Consider the following 13,809-nt stretch of genomic DNA (forward strand, 5'->3'; position numbering starts at 1 on the left):
AGCCTTTGGGTAGATGGAGAAATACCGCCATATAGACCCCTGTTCACCGGTGGGATCGGCAGGGCCACAGGAACGGATTACGGGGCTGTTCGAACCCCGAAGACGGCGGAAAAACTCGTCGGAACGGCTGCGATAAGAAGCGACGACCGGGACCGAAGCGTCCCGACGTGCTACATAAAGGAGTCGAGACCTTTCTGTTCCTGGCCGTTTTTCACTTCGTCCCACGAGATGTCCAGTGCTTCGAGGATGCGCTCGATCGGCCCCTGCAGGGTCTTCTCGAGCATCTTCTCGTAGTCGACCGCGAACGCCTCGGGGATCTGGTCCTCGTACTCGAAACAGATCACGTCGGGATCGCGCTTGAACGCACCGTAGAGCGGGTCAGTCCGGGCGTCGAACCCTTCCTCCGCCTCGAGTCGCTCGAAGAACGAGGGATCGACCCGCTCGAGATAGAGCCGCTTGGGCTTGCTGCCCCGCTGGAAGTTGGTGCCGAGCAGCAGGTTGGCATACTTCGCGCCGCGGACCTGTGCCGTGTCGGTGTCGTAGTTGTCGAGTCGCTTGCCGATCCCGCCGGGGATGGCGATCTCCTCGAGGGAGATCTCGCCCGCCAACACGTCCTCGATGACGCCGTTGACGTACTCCTTGGCCCCTTCGATGTCGCCCTCCCGGACGATCATCTCGATGACGCGGTGCTGGACCTCCTTGGTGATCGGCGCGATATCGGAGCGCTGGTACTCGAAGCCGACGATGTCGACGTCGTTGACGTCCTTGCCTTCCTTCCAGGTGATGTGGCCCGCGTAGCGTTTCTTTTTGCCCGCCTGGAAGAACCGCCGGTAGAGTTTTTCGAACTCGATCTGGAAGCGGTGTTCCTCGGCGTTTAGGTCCTCCTGTGCGAAGTCGTCGTAGCGACCGTTGATGTACTCCTCGATCTCGAAGGACTGCTCGAGCGCGTCGTCCTTGGGTACGTCGGGGCCTAACTCGAGCATGACTGAGTCAGTATCCCCATACGTAACTTGATAATTGAGTTCGTTTGCGGCTGTATCCGTGAACTCAATCACTTCGCGGCCAGTAGCCGTGATTGCGGATGCCGCCTCTTTATCGTATAGACGGAATTGTTCCCACCCCGATACTCCGTAAAGCGAGTTCATGATAACCTTTACCGCGCCCTGCTGACGGTCGTACTGTTCGTACTCGGGCGAGCCGGGTTCGTGCTGGTCTCGCAGTTCCTTTTTCTCCTCGCGCTCGGCGAGCAGTTCCGTGATCATCTCACGGTTGACGCCGTCGGGTTCCTTCCGGAAGTGGGTCCCCGTCGGCGCAACGTAGGTCTCCCCATCGTACTCGTCGGGGTCGACTTTCGTCTCCGGGGAGGCGTTGATCGTCGTCATACACATCGGGTACAGCGACTTCAGATCCAGTACGGTGACGTTCTCCTTGACGCCCGTGATGGGCTCGAACACCGCGCCACCCTCGTACTCCTCGCCGGCCTCCTGTTGCCCCTTCGAGGGCAGCGCGAAGCGGCCGTGGGCCTCGTGGAGGACGTACATGTCGACCGCATCGCCCGGCGTCGGCGCGTCCTCGAGTTTGCAGCCGACGAACGCCCGGACTTCGTCCCAGAAGGGGATGATCTCCTGCTGTCGGTCGAGTTCGACACAGAGTTCGACGTCCCGGAGGTTGTACGCGAGCAGTTGGGTCGGGTCCTCCTCCCAGAGGTCGCCGATGTCGCCGGCGTAACGCTCCTTGCCGACGCCGAGTTCCGCCTCGCCGACTGCGTCGAGCCGGTACGAGTCCAACTCGGAGAAGACCATCCGCTGATAGCCATAGAGCAGGTCGAAGACGACGCGACCCTTGATGTCCGGGCCGCCCCAGTTGCTGCGCCAGACTTCGTCGACGCGTGAGAGCCGATCGATCGAGAGGTCGTACTCGTGGTGGGAGCCGGCGAGTTCCTCGAGGCGGTCGAGGAAATAGGGCGCGTCGAAGTCCTCGAAGTTCCAGCCGGTCAGTACATCGGGGTCGGTCTCGTCGACGTACTCGATGAAGGCCTCGAGCATGGCCTCCTCTTCCTCGAAGCTCCGTACTTCGTGGTCGATCTCGCCCTCGATCGGGTCGTAGTCGTCGATTTCGGCCGGAATCTCGCCGTCGCCGATCGGGGCCTCGTAGAGCCACATCACGTACTCGTCGCGGTAGGAGTCGTGGCTGGTGAGACAGACGATCGGCTCCTCGCCGTCCTCGGGAAAGCCCGACCGGTCGTCGACCTCGATGTCGAAGGTGTTGATGCGGGGGTCGGCGTCGACGTCGACCGGTTCGACCTCGTCGTGGGGGACGACCAGCGAGTCGTCCTCGGCCCGTCGTTCGGGCACCCGCATTCCGCTGCGGATGTCCTTGTCGATCAGAAAGCGGTTCGGGAACAGGATGTCGGCTTCGTAGTGTTCGAAGTCGTCGCGGACCTGCCCGACGTCGCGGGGGGTCTGGCCGAAGATTTTGGTGAGCCTCTCCCCCCGGATGCTCTCGTAGGGGTCGCCGTCGTGGTCGTACTCCCTGCTGCCGGTCAGTCGGTCGTATTCCTCCGCCGGCGGTCGCTCGAGGCTCTCCGTCGGCGCGTAGAAGTAGGGTTTGAAACCGACGATCTGGACGTGTTCGAGTTCCTCATCGGGGGTACGCCCGAACACGTGCATGATGGGTCGTTCCTCGTCGCCGTAGCCGACGATGGTGTAGTCGACCTGCATCACGGCGAGTTCGAGGTCGCCCTCGGATTCGGGGAGGGTTTCCTCGACGACGTCGATCACCTCCGCGGCGTCGCTACCGCCGTTGCCGGCGACGGCGACGGCCTCTTCCTCCGGCCGGTCGTCGGCTGCCTCGGAGTCGCCGCCGAACTCCGTGAGTCCGGTCTGGCCCGCCTCAGTCATGGTACTCCGGTTGGCAGTCGCCGGATAAAAACCCCTGCAATCCCCGCCCGCGAGGGGCTCGCGGCGGGTCGTTCGGAAGCGGTCGGCCATTGCGAACAGTCACGCGTAGGGCACGGTCTCGTCGGACCAGCGAGACGGCGTTCGGGGGAACACTTGCGGGGGCAACAAGACATATAACGTGGTAACACTTAGCATGGGATCAGGTGATCGATGTGTCCACCTACCTAAACGACGACGCGACGGACCGGCGCGAACCGAGTAGCCAGCCGGCGGGGACTGCGACCATCGAGTCCTACGAGACCGAGGACGGCGTCGTCTTCTATGACGCCGAGAACCCGCTCGCCTGGGTGGAAACCTCCCGGACGCTCACCCTCGAGGAACTGGCCTAAGCCGTCCGCGAAGCGAACGCTTTTCCTTCCACTGCCCGACGATCCGCCTGTGGTCTTCGACCGGACCGAGAACGAGCCCGACGAGTGGGACCCCGAAGAGGAGTACTACGACCCCGACAGCGACGGGTTGACCATCCCACAGGTGTCGGGAGACGACGGTCCGGACGATCTCGATGACCTCTCGAGCGCGATCGAGCCCCCCGAAGTGGAGATGGGGGAAACGGACGCATCCGCGGACCTCCTCCAGACCTTCTGGGCGCTCGTGTTGGTCATCAACGCGGCGGTACTGGCCGTCTCGCTCGGTCTCTTGTTCCTGCTGTTCGAGGGGGTCTCGACCCGCGCGGGCGCACTGGTGGTCGCCGGCCTCGTCCTGCTGGGGTTCGCCGTTCGACGATACAGACGGTTCCGAGCCGACGATTCCGGCGATCTCGACGACGGTTCCGACGCCGAAACGCCACCGGAATCCGACGGCGGGGGTTCCGACGCCGGGACGGCGTCCGACGACGAGGACTCCGAGGCGACGACCCGGTCCGACGAGGGGGCCGAAACTACTTCAGGGTCGGTGGCCCAAGGGCAGTCACCGAACGGAAACGACCGCTCATGAACACAGTCGAGGACGATACCGGAAAGCGGTACCTGCTTCGCAAACGCTCCGAGGACGCGAGTCTGGTCCGCGATCCCGAAACCGGCAACGAGTGTTACATCCGAAACGACCGCCTCGAGGCCGTCGACCAAACGGCCCTCGAGACGGCGGCGCAAAGCGTCCCAGACCCGGTTCTCACCTTCCTGACGAACGTTCACGACGCGGAGACGCTTGGCCTCCTCATCGAACTCGCAGAGCGGGGGCCGCTCGGGGTCCGGACCCTGCTCGACGCCTACGACTTCTGCGAGAGCGACCTGCACGGCCGCCTGACGGTCCTCTCGGCCGCCGGCCTGCTCGAGGAGGCCGAGATCGCGGGGGAACGGGGGTATCGAGTGACTGCAGACTGCGAGACGGCGCTCGAGGCGATCCGACCGGCTGTCGACTCGACGGCCGAGTCGGACGGTGACACCGCCTGAGCCGCAGGCCCCGTTTCCTCAGTCCGACGCGAGCAGTTCCGACTCGGGCGGCTCGCCACGCTCGAGTCGCGAGCGGTTCGAGGTGGCGTCTTTCTCGACGCGGACGAGCGAGTCGGCCGCGCCGACGAGTTCCTCGTCGTGGCTGACGACGACGATCTGTTCGACGCCGAAGTCGTTGCGCATCGACTCGATCAGCGAGACCAGTTGCGTCACGTGGCCCGAATCGAGGAAGACCGTCGGCTCGTCTAAGATCAGCGGCGGCATCGGTGCCGATCCCTCGACGCCCTCCGCGAGCAGCCGATAGATCGCACACCGCAAGCTGAGGTTGAACAGCGCCCGCTCGCCGCCCGAGAGCTGTTCGGGCTCTAAGGCCTCGCCGTCTTTCTGATAGACCGTCAGTCGGTAGTCGCCGTCCAGATCGATCGCGGCGTAGGAATCGTTCTGGTAGACCAGCTCGAAGGTCTCGTTGAGCAACCGCTCTAAGGTCTCGACGTTGCGCTGGCGCAGTTCCGCCCGCAACTCGCCGTAGGTGGTCTGGAGCGTCTCGGCCTCCTCGTACAGCGACTCGAGGCGTTCACACCGTTCTTCGACGGTTTCGAGTTCCTCGCGTCGCTCCTCGAGTTCCGCGAGTTCGTTCTCGGCGGCACCGATCGCGTTCTGAATCTCGTCGCGCTGGGCCTCGAGTTCGTCGAGTTTTCCGTCGACCTTGTCGATGTACTGCTCGGCGTTGGCCTTGTCCTCGCGGGCGGTCTCGACGCGGTCCTCGTCGAACTCCGACTCGAGGTCGCGCTTGCGGTCGCGCTTTTCCGAGAGCGTCTCGCGGCGCTCGTCGTTCATCGTCTCCCAGTCGGCTCGCCGCTCGCGCAGGTTCTCGATCTCCGTCTCGAGAGCGGCCTGCTCGTCGGTAATCTCCGAGATACGCTCGAGCGTCTCGAGGGTCTCTTTGATCTCCCCCCGCTCGGTGTTGATCTCGCCGAGTTCCGCCCGGGCATCGGCGACCTCGTCCTCGCGGTCTGTGGCTGCCGCCCGTTTCTCCTCGGCCTCGGCCTCGTACTCCTCGGCGTCGTCACGGAGCCGATCGCGCTGCTCGCGCCGGTCCGCGAGGCTCTCGCGTTTTTCCGCGAGCAGTTGTTCGATGTTGTCGCGGTTTTCCTCGAGCCGGTCGACCCGCCGCTCGGCGTCTCGCAGTTCCTCGGCGCGGTCGACCCGCTCGTCTATCTCGTCGCGCTCGGTCTCGAGAGTCGCCCGCTCGGCTTCGAGGTCGGCGAGTTCCTCCCGGCGATCGCCAAGGACATCCACGTGCGGTGAGTCCTCGACCGGCTGGCCGCACTCGGGACACTTCCCTTCCTCGAGCAGCCGCTCGCCGTCCTCGATCGCGTTCTCGACGGTCCTGATATCGGCGGTGATGTCGTTGATTCGCGAGACCAGTTCGTCGCGCTCGGTCTCGAGGTCCTCGAGGTACGATTCGGCCGCGCCGAACTCGACCGGCGCATCGTCGAACGTCGCCTGCGCGGATGCGATCTCGTCGTCGAGGTCGTCGAGTTTCGCCTCGCGCTCCGCGATCGCGTTCTCGTCGGCCTCGATCTGTGCCTCGAGGTCGTCGGCCTCCTTCCGGGCCGCTTCGGCGTTTTCCTCGAGGTCGTCGGCCTCCTCACGGAGCCGCTCGACCTCGTTGTTCCCCTCCGTGATCGTCACGCGAACGTCCTCGAGTTCGTCCCGGAGTTCCTCGTCGCGGTCCTCGAGGTCGTCGATGTGGTCCTGAACCACTTTTTCGTCGGGTTCGTCGACCTCGAGATCGACGGCCGCAACGAGGTCGGCACGCTCGTCTGCGAGTTCTTCGCGTCGGTCTCGGATCTCGCTGATCTCGTCGCCGGCCTCGTCGCGCTTGCGCTCGGTGTCGCTGATCTTCGAGCGCAACTCCTCGATCTCCTCGTCGAGCGTTGCGATCTCCTCGCGGGTCTCCTCGTGCCGTTCGAGGACGTCCACGGCGGCTTCCAGGGTTTCCTGGGCCTGCTCGCGCTGTGTCTCGTAGTGATCGATCTCCTCCGCGACGTCGTTCCGGCGGGACTCGAGGCTGTTCAACCGCTCGTGGAGGTCCTTCTTTTCTTTCTCCTGAACCTTTCGTCGGACGTTTTCGAGGATCTCCCGCTGGCCATCAAGCACCGTTTTGACGCCGAGTCGGGCCTCGCTGGCCCGCTCGCGGTAGTCTTCGAGCGCGCCCAGTTGAAGGAGATCGTCGATCATGTCCTGGCGGTCGCTCGGCGAGGCGTGGATGAGCTTGTTGACCTCGCCCTGGCGGACGTACGCGCAGTTGACGAACGCCTCGGCGTCCATCCGCAGGAGTTCAGTTACTTTCCGGCGCACGTCGCGAGCGCCCTCGTAGGTCTCGGTAGGCGTCTCGAGGACGCACTTGGTCGTGGTCGCGCGGTCGCCGCGCAGTTTGAGCCGGCGTTCGACGTGATACTCGCGGTCGTCGTGGGTGAACCACAGTTCGACCTCGGCTTCTTCCTCGCCGGTCGTGATCACGTCGTCGAGGGTACGGTCGTCGAGGGCCTTCGAGCCGTAGAGCGCGAAGAAGACCGCCTCGAGCAGCGTCGACTTCCCGCTGCCGTTGACGCCGTGGACGACGGTGACGCCGCGCTCGAGCGTCAGGTCGGCGTCGCCGTAACACTTGAAGTTCAGCAGGCGAACGCGGTCGACCCTCACGCGAAATCACCCAGCGAGGCGGTGTCGGCGTCGTCGTCCGTTCGGGCGTCTCCCTCTCCGGACCCGTCGGCCGCGTCGGCGACTGCACCGTCCTCGTCGGTGGCCGCTCCACCGTCGCCGTCGGCGGCCGTCGGCTCCGTCTCACCGTCGGCTTCGCCACCGCTCGAGTCGGCTTCCGCCGTCTCGAGTTCGTCGGCGACCGTCGTCACGTCGTCGTCGGCCGGCTCCCGGTCAGGCGCGGGCTCGAGCGCCGATGCGTCGTCCTCGAGGAGGTCCCGGACCCGGCGTTCGACGCGCTCGCGGACGTTCGCGTCCGCCAGGTCGTCGGTCCGGACGGTCTCGTCGATCTCGAGAGCGGCGTCGCTCAGCCCCAGTTCGCGGACCCGCTCGCGGACGGCGGCGTCGGGATCGGCGAAGCTCACCGAGACGTCCTCGTCCTCGTCGGGTAGCTCACGGCGGTCGTTGACTCGGGCGACTAAGGCCCCGCGGTCGATCGCGAGTTCCTCGATCGCGGCGGGAGTGATCGGTCGGCCTTCGCCCTCGACGGTGACGATAACGACCGCGTCCGCGAGGTCGTGCTGGCGGACCCGCTCCTGAACGCGGTCGACGCCCTCGCCTTCGGCCAGGTCCACGTCGACGAAGACGAACTCGCGGGTGTCGGTCAGCCCGCGGCGACTGATCGCGACCTCGTCGTCGAAATCCACGAGGTTGTAGCCCCGGTCCGCGCGCTCGCTGGCGCTCGCTCGCTCGGTCGATCCGCAGTAGGTGATCCAGGTGCCGCGCACCTCGGCGGTATCCGGTTTGTGGTTGTCCCCCAACAGGACGGCGTCGAAATCGACCGTCGATTCCGCGAGGACGGTGTCCGTATCCCAGTCCGCGTGCGCGAAGGGCTCGAAGAGGCCGTGGCTCACGAGAGTGGCGTGGTCGGCCTCGGCGGGGACGGGATCGAACTCGTACTCGAGGTCCTCGCGCCGGGACCGGGGGACGAAGTCCAGGCCGTAGACGGCGACGTCGTCGACGACGACCGGTTCGGCACCGAGTCGCGTCGCGAGGCCGAGATCGGCGAAGAGATCGAGCCACTGAGCGTCGCGTTTCGACTCGTGGTTGCCGACGACGGCCAGAAAGGGGATGTCGGCCGCCGAGAGCGTTCGGAGGATATCGACGGTGCCCTGCAGATCGACCAGGCTCGGCCGGCGGTCGTGAAAGAGGTCGCCGGCGTGGATCACCGCGTCGACGTCGTCGGCGACGGCGTCCTCGACGACCGAGCGGAAGGCCTCGAGGAAGTCACGGCGTCGCTCGGGCGAGTTGTACTGCTGGTACCCGATGTGGGTATCGCCCGTATGGATAACCCGCGTCATTGGCCAGTCGTTGGCGAGCCCGCCCTAAAGGGGTTCGGTGATCGAGGTGAAAGTAAATCGGCCGGTCCGAACGGAGGCGTGACCCGACAGACCGAGGGAAGCGTCGGAGCGATCGAGTCGAGACAGGGCCCGTCGGCGACGTGGCTACGTCCCGTTCCGCTCGAGGCGGACAACCCTGTTGACGTAACTAATATATAAATAAAAATTAAAGTGAATGTATGGATACTAACAAGTTGAAAACAAGCGTCCTGCTGTTGATCGGCGTGGGGCTGTTACTGAATCCGATCTATCTGGTCCCCGAAACTCTCGACGGATCGGAAACACGAGTCAGTTACGACATCGAGCGAGTTACCAACGAGTCGACCGCGAAAACGGTCATCTATCGATCCGATCAGACTCTCCAGTGTGGTGGTGAACCCGTCGAACGGGCGTGCGCACTCGAGAGGAGAATACTGGAGCAGGGACCGATCGAGTCCGATCGACCCATGGGCCGATTGAACGTCTCGACGGAGCGGTATAAGCGGGCGTGGAGCAGATATACGCTCGTGTCGATCGACGACGGGTTCTACGTCCCCGACACACGGACCGAGGGGAACACGACGCGACTGTCACTACGTGAGGTCTCGCCCATGGACGCAGTCGAGCGGATCGCAGTTCCGAGCCGACGAATGCCCGTCGCGGTACGGGAAGCCGCCGAGACGGGATCGGTTACCGTCCTCGACCGGCGACTACCCGTATTCGAGCGGCATGATCCCGTCGTCCACGACGGCGACGTATACTATCGGACGGCGAGGGGAGTACAGCGTCCGCGAGAGCCGACCCAGCTCGTCGGTGTTCGTCTCCTCGCGTTTGTCGGGGGCGGAGTGTGCATCGCTATCGCTTGGAAGCGGCGGGGTCAGCGACACTCTTCTTGAACGGACTCGGAGACGAGAACAGCGACGTCTACTCGAATGAGAGCTACGACTGAATGTCGAGACTGTACAGGCGCTTTCGGGCGTCGGAGAACGAAAAGCGCGAGTCGATAACGTTCGCCTCGTCGAGTCGGTTCAGGGCGTACCGAACCGTCCGCGAGGGCAACAGCGTCTCGTCGGCCAGCTGTTGCTGAGTCATCGTGTCGTTGTACTCGAGGACCTTCGCGACGAGTTTCGCACTCGGGGGCAGGTCTCGGACGTCATCCCACGTTCCGCGCTCGTTGGTCTCCTGTCGAAGCGGCTCTGAAGCACTCATCTTACTCCTCCATTCCGAATACGGGGTAATAATATTTTCTATTCCGATTAATGTCTAACAGTTATACTCCGAGTTGAGTGCACCTACCCGAAGTCTCTTAAGAACCAACACCCAAAGGTCGGGTGATGAGCGACACCGTGGACGACGTCGACCTCCCATACGACGAGGACGAGGCGTCCCAACAGGAGAAAATCCAGGCGCTCGAGGAACGGCTGGAGATCCTCGAGGCGCAAAACGAGGAGATGCGCGACAAACTCCTCGACGCCAACGCCGAGAACAACAAGTACCAGCAGAAACTCGAGCGGCTCACACACGAGAACAAGAAGCTCAAGCAGTCCCCGCTGTTCGTCGCCACCGTACAGGAAGTCACGGAGGAGGGCGTCATCATCAAACAGCACGGGAACAACCAGGAGGCCCTGACCGAGGTCACTGACGAGATGCGCGACGATCTCGAACCCGACGCCCGGGTCGCGGTCAACAACTCGCTGTCGATCGTCAAGCCCCTCTCGAACGAGACCGACGTCCGCGCCCGTGTGATGGAAGTCACCGAGAGCCCCGAGGTCAGCTACGAGGACATCGGCGGGCTCGAGGAGCAGATGCAGGAGGTCCGCGAGACCGTCGAGATGCCCCTCGAGAAGCCCGAGATGTTCGACGACGTGGGCATCGACCCGCCGAGCGGCGTTCTCCTCTACGGGCCGCCGGGGACGGGGAAAACGATGCTCGCGAAGGCCGTCGCCAACCAGACCGACGCCACCTTCATCAAGATGGCCGGCTCGGAACTGGTCCACAAGTTTATCGGCGAGGGCGCGAAGCTGGTTCGGGACCTCTTCGACGTCGCCCGCGAACACGAACCCGCGGTCATCTTCATCGACGAGATCGACGCCATCGCGGCAAAGCGAACGGAGTCGAAGACCTCCGGCGACGCCGAGGTCCAGCGGACGATGATGCAACTGCTCTCGGAGATGGACGGCTTCGAGGAGCGGGGCGAGATCCGGATCATCGCCGCGACCAACCGCTTCGACATGCTCGACCGTGCCATCCTCCGGCCCGGTCGGTTCGACCGCCTGATCGAGGTCCCGAAACCGAACGCCGAGGGCCGCGAGATCATCTTCGAGATCCACACCCGCGGGATGAACGTCGCCGACGACGTCGAGTTCGCCGAACTGGCCGAAGAGGCCGACAACGCCTCCGGTGCCGACATCAAAGCCGTCTGTACCGAGGCCGGCATGTTCGCCATCCGCGACGACCGCACCGAGATCCGGATGGAGGACTTCCGCAACGCCTGGGACAAGGTTCAGGCCGAGTCCGACGAGACCGAGGACGTCTCGAAGACCTTCGCCTGAGACCGCGTCGGGAGGTCGACGTCGTTTCTCACACCGCTTTCGACGCAAACCGCGGTCGGTGCCGTAACCACTGGCTTCGTTTCAGAACGACGAGCGACTCGTTCGGTCGGGCCCCCTCGAGAGCGGACGGGACCACAAGACATATTCTGCCCAACGCCTACCCATCGGGTAGGACGGTGGACAGCGGGTAGGGGTACTCGCAGTTTCTGTCCACCGATTTATCACCGCTCTCGAGCGGCGTCAGTGTCGTTCGACGGCCGAAGCGACGTCCGTTTCGACCCGGCGTCACTCGTCGCGTTCGATGACGAATTCGGTGAACTCCTCGAGCTTGCGGGACGTTTCGTCGTCGAAGCCGAGGCCGTCGATCTCGGCGCGGGCCTGGGCCGCCAGTTCGAGGGCGCGATCGCGGGCGTACTCGATGCTGCCGGCGTCGGAAATGATCTCGAGGGCCTCGCGGACGTCGTCGTCGGTGGTGTCGTCGGCCGCCAGAATCGTCTGGAGTCGGTCGGCGCGTTCGGGATCGCTCGTTTCGATCGCGTGAATGACCATGAGCGTCTTCTTGCCCTCGCGGATATCGTTGCCGAACGCCTTGCCGAAGTCGCCGGCCCGCCCCAGCGAGTTCTCGACGTCCAAGATGTCGTCGCCGATCTGGAAGGCGACCGCGGTCAGTTCCGCGTACTTCGCGACCGCCGCCTCGACCTCGGAGGGCTGGTCGGCGATGATCGCGGCCAGTCGCGCGACGATCCGCCCGAGACAGCCGGTCTTGCACGCGCACATCTCGAGGTACTCCTCGGTGCCGATCCGGACCTCGCGCTCGTTGTGCCAGCAGATGTCCATGCCCTGCCCGAGATGCGTCCGGTTGAGTTCCTCCATGAGCATCTCGTAGGCGGCGAGTTGCCGGTCGGCCGGGAGGTCGGCCGGGTCGTTCGTGATGATCTTCAGCGGCAGGAAGTACATCGCGTTGCCGGCGTTGAGCGCGATGTCGCGGCCGTAGACGCGGTGGAGCGCCGGCTCCCCACGACGGATCGTGGCCCCGTCCTCAACGTCGTCGACGATGATCGTCCCGTTGTGCAGGATCTCCGGAATGCAGGCGTAGGGGAGATACTCGGCGGGATCCTCCCCGAACCCCTCCATGAAGACGAGAAAGAGGACCGCCCGCCAGCGTTTGCCGCCGCGGTCGAGCAGGTCCCACAACGGCGTCGCGAGGGCTCGCTGGATACCCTTGGGATCGTACGCGTAGGTCGGTGATCCGAAGTACGACTCGAGGTAGTCGGCGTCGATCTCCCGTGGGACCAGTTCGGCGATGGCGTCGTCGATAGCCGGTCGCCAGTCGGCAAGCGTTTCCCGCATACGCGGTCCGAGAGGGAGCGGCGTAAAAAAGATTCGTAGTTCCGTGTGACTGAACTGTCATCAACGACGGGACGGTTCCATCGGCGGGCCGGCTCCGCGAGCGGAACCGTTACCCGGGCTTACCGTGATAGCTCGGACATGTCCGAGTGGATCGGCAACGTCTTCGAGAGCGACGTCGGTTGGGACCACCTCGAGGCCCTAGTCGACGTGGGGAACCGCATGGCAGGCAGCGAGGGCGAACGCGAGGCCGCCGAACTGACCCGGGACGCGCTGGCCGACGCCGGCGCGCGAAACGCCCGCCTCGAGCCGTTCGAGATCCAGGGCTGGGAACGGGCAGACAGCGCGATCGAAGCCGGCGAGACGACTCAGGACTGTATCGCACTGCCGCGCAGCCCTGCGGACCGTGTCGACGCGCCGCTGGTCGATCTCGGCTACGGGCTGCCCGCCGACTTCGAGGAGACCGACCTCGAGGGAACGATCGTCATGGTCCGCAGCGACGTGCCGGACTACTACGACCGGTATCTCCACCGCCGTGAGAAGTACTTCCACGCGATCGAGAACGGCGCAGTCGGGTTCGTCTACCGCAACCACGTCGAGGGCTGTCTGCCGCCGACCGGCAGCGTCGGCTGGACGGACCAGCCGATCGGGCCGATCCCGGCCGTCGGCGTCTCGAGCGAGGTCGGCGCGCGTCTGGCGCGTCGGTTCGACGGCGACGAGATCACGCTGTCGGTCGACGCCGAGATCCACGCCGCCGAGAGTCAGAACGTCCGCGCCGAACTCGGGCCGGACACCGACGAGCGGGTCCTCGTGACCAGCCACGTCGACGCCCACGATATCGCCGAGGGGGCGATGGACAACGGGGCCGGCACCGCGATGATCGTCGAACTCGCGAACGCCCTCGCGACCCGGGAGGCCGACCTCGAGACCCGTATCGAGTTCGTCGCGTTCGGCGCGGAGGAGGTCGGACTGACCGGCTCCGAACGGTTCGCCGCGGCGGCCGATCCCGAGCGCATCAAAGCGGTCGTCAACAACGACGGCGTCGTCCGCGATCGGACGCTATCGATCGTCACCCACGGGTTCGGCGGCCTCCAGGCGGCCGCCAACGAGGTCGCGGACCGGTACGACCACCCGATCGAGACGGTCCCGACGCTTGGCCCCCACAGCGACCACTGGCCGTTCGTCGAGCGGGGTGTCCCCGGCTGTCACGTGAAAGCGAAGTCCGAGGGGCCGGGTCGGGGCTGGGGACATACCTTCGCCGACACCATCGAGAAACTCGAGCCCAGAACCCTGCGCGAACAGGCGATCCTGCTGACCGCCTACGTGGTCGAACTCGCCCGCGAGGACGTGTCGGTCGAGGCCCGGGACACGGCCGCCATCGCCGCCGACCTCGAGTCACAGGGACTGGCCGAGGGCATGAAGGTCACCGGCGACTGGCCCTACGACGGGTAGCCGCCCCCGCGGCCGGATCGGACCGCCC

Annotated in this window: 11 protein-coding genes; 6 read left to right on the forward strand and 5 right to left on the reverse strand. The window is 64.9% G+C overall.

The window, feature by feature from the left end:
* Positions 1 to 170: 170 nt before the first annotated feature.
* Positions 171 to 2,900, reverse strand: a complete 2,730-nt coding sequence (locus ACERIM_RS01875; RefSeq protein ID WP_373630941.1) for a DNA-directed DNA polymerase — start codon at positions 2,898 to 2,900, stop codon at positions 171 to 173.
* A gap of 203 nt (positions 2,901 to 3,103) precedes the next feature.
* Between ACERIM_RS01875 and ACERIM_RS01880 the strand changes: the two genes are divergently transcribed.
* Genes ACERIM_RS01880 through ACERIM_RS01890 form a run of 3 tightly spaced genes read left to right on the forward strand, consistent with a single transcriptional unit; the run spans position 3,104 to position 4,348 of the window.
* On the forward strand, positions 3,104 to 3,289 hold the full coding sequence (locus ACERIM_RS01880; protein WP_006649160.1) for a hypothetical protein: 186 nt from the start codon (positions 3,104 to 3,106) through the stop codon (positions 3,287 to 3,289).
* 49 nt (positions 3,290 to 3,338) lie between these two features.
* On the forward strand, positions 3,339 to 3,893 hold the full coding sequence (locus tag ACERIM_RS01885) for a hypothetical protein (protein WP_373630943.1): 555 nt from the start codon (positions 3,339 to 3,341) through the stop codon (positions 3,891 to 3,893).
* On the forward strand, positions 3,890 to 4,348 hold the full coding sequence (locus ACERIM_RS01890) for a hypothetical protein (RefSeq protein ID WP_373630944.1): 459 nt from the start codon (positions 3,890 to 3,892) through the stop codon (positions 4,346 to 4,348). Before ACERIM_RS01885 ends, ACERIM_RS01890 begins: the two co-directional genes overlap by 4 nt.
* 18 nt (positions 4,349 to 4,366) lie before the next feature.
* Here the strand turns inward: ACERIM_RS01890 and rad50 are convergent, their stop codons facing one another.
* Both rad50 and mre11 read right to left on the reverse strand, forming a co-directional pair.
* Positions 4,367 to 7,054 (reverse strand): DNA double-strand break repair ATPase Rad50, encoded by a 2,688-nt coding sequence (gene rad50 / locus ACERIM_RS01895; protein WP_373630946.1) that lies wholly within the window; start codon positions 7,052 to 7,054, stop codon positions 4,367 to 4,369.
* Complete coding sequence (mre11, locus tag ACERIM_RS01900) at positions 7,051 to 8,412, reverse strand: DNA double-strand break repair protein Mre11 (RefSeq protein ID WP_373630948.1); 1,362 nt, start codon at positions 8,410 to 8,412, stop codon at positions 7,051 to 7,053. The genes rad50 and mre11 overlap by 4 nt, the downstream gene beginning before the upstream one ends.
* A 218-nt stretch (positions 8,413 to 8,630) precedes the next feature.
* On the opposite strand from mre11, the gene ACERIM_RS01905 reads away from it, so the two are divergent.
* The gene (locus ACERIM_RS01905; RefSeq protein ID WP_373630949.1) at positions 8,631 to 9,326 is read left to right on the forward strand and encodes a hypothetical protein; all 696 of its coding nucleotides are present in this window, start codon (positions 8,631 to 8,633) and stop codon (positions 9,324 to 9,326) included.
* 43 nt (positions 9,327 to 9,369) lie between these two features.
* On the opposite strand, the gene ACERIM_RS01910 is transcribed toward ACERIM_RS01905, so the two are convergent.
* Positions 9,370 to 9,639 carry a helix-turn-helix domain-containing protein gene (locus ACERIM_RS01910; protein ID WP_006649167.1) on the reverse strand — a complete coding sequence of 90 codons (270 nt, stop codon included), beginning with the start codon at positions 9,637 to 9,639 and terminating at the stop codon, positions 9,370 to 9,372.
* A 125-nt stretch (positions 9,640 to 9,764) separates the two neighbouring features.
* Here ACERIM_RS01910 and ACERIM_RS01915 point away from each other — a divergent pair, with 125 nt between their 5' ends.
* A complete protein-coding gene (locus ACERIM_RS01915; protein ID WP_006181969.1) occupies positions 9,765 to 10,982 on the forward strand; it encodes a proteasome-activating nucleotidase in 1,218 nt (405 codons plus the stop codon).
* Positions 10,983 to 11,267: 285 nt separating this feature from the next.
* On the opposite strand, the gene ACERIM_RS01920 is transcribed toward ACERIM_RS01915, so the two are convergent.
* The gene (locus tag ACERIM_RS01920; protein WP_373630951.1) at positions 11,268 to 12,332 is read right to left on the reverse strand and encodes a polyprenyl synthetase family protein; all 1,065 of its coding nucleotides are present in this window, start codon (positions 12,330 to 12,332) and stop codon (positions 11,268 to 11,270) included.
* 138 nt (positions 12,333 to 12,470) lie between these two features.
* Between ACERIM_RS01920 and ACERIM_RS01925 the strand changes: the two genes are divergently transcribed.
* Entirely contained in the window at positions 12,471 to 13,781 is a 1,311-nt protein-coding gene (locus ACERIM_RS01925) for a M28 family peptidase (protein WP_373630953.1), read from the forward strand.
* Positions 13,782 to 13,809: the final 28 nt, after the last annotated feature.

It is taken from the genome of Natrinema sp. H-ect1, from assembly GCF_041821105.1.
Classification (GTDB): domain Archaea; phylum Halobacteriota; class Halobacteria; order Halobacteriales; family Natrialbaceae; genus Natrinema; species Natrinema thermotolerans.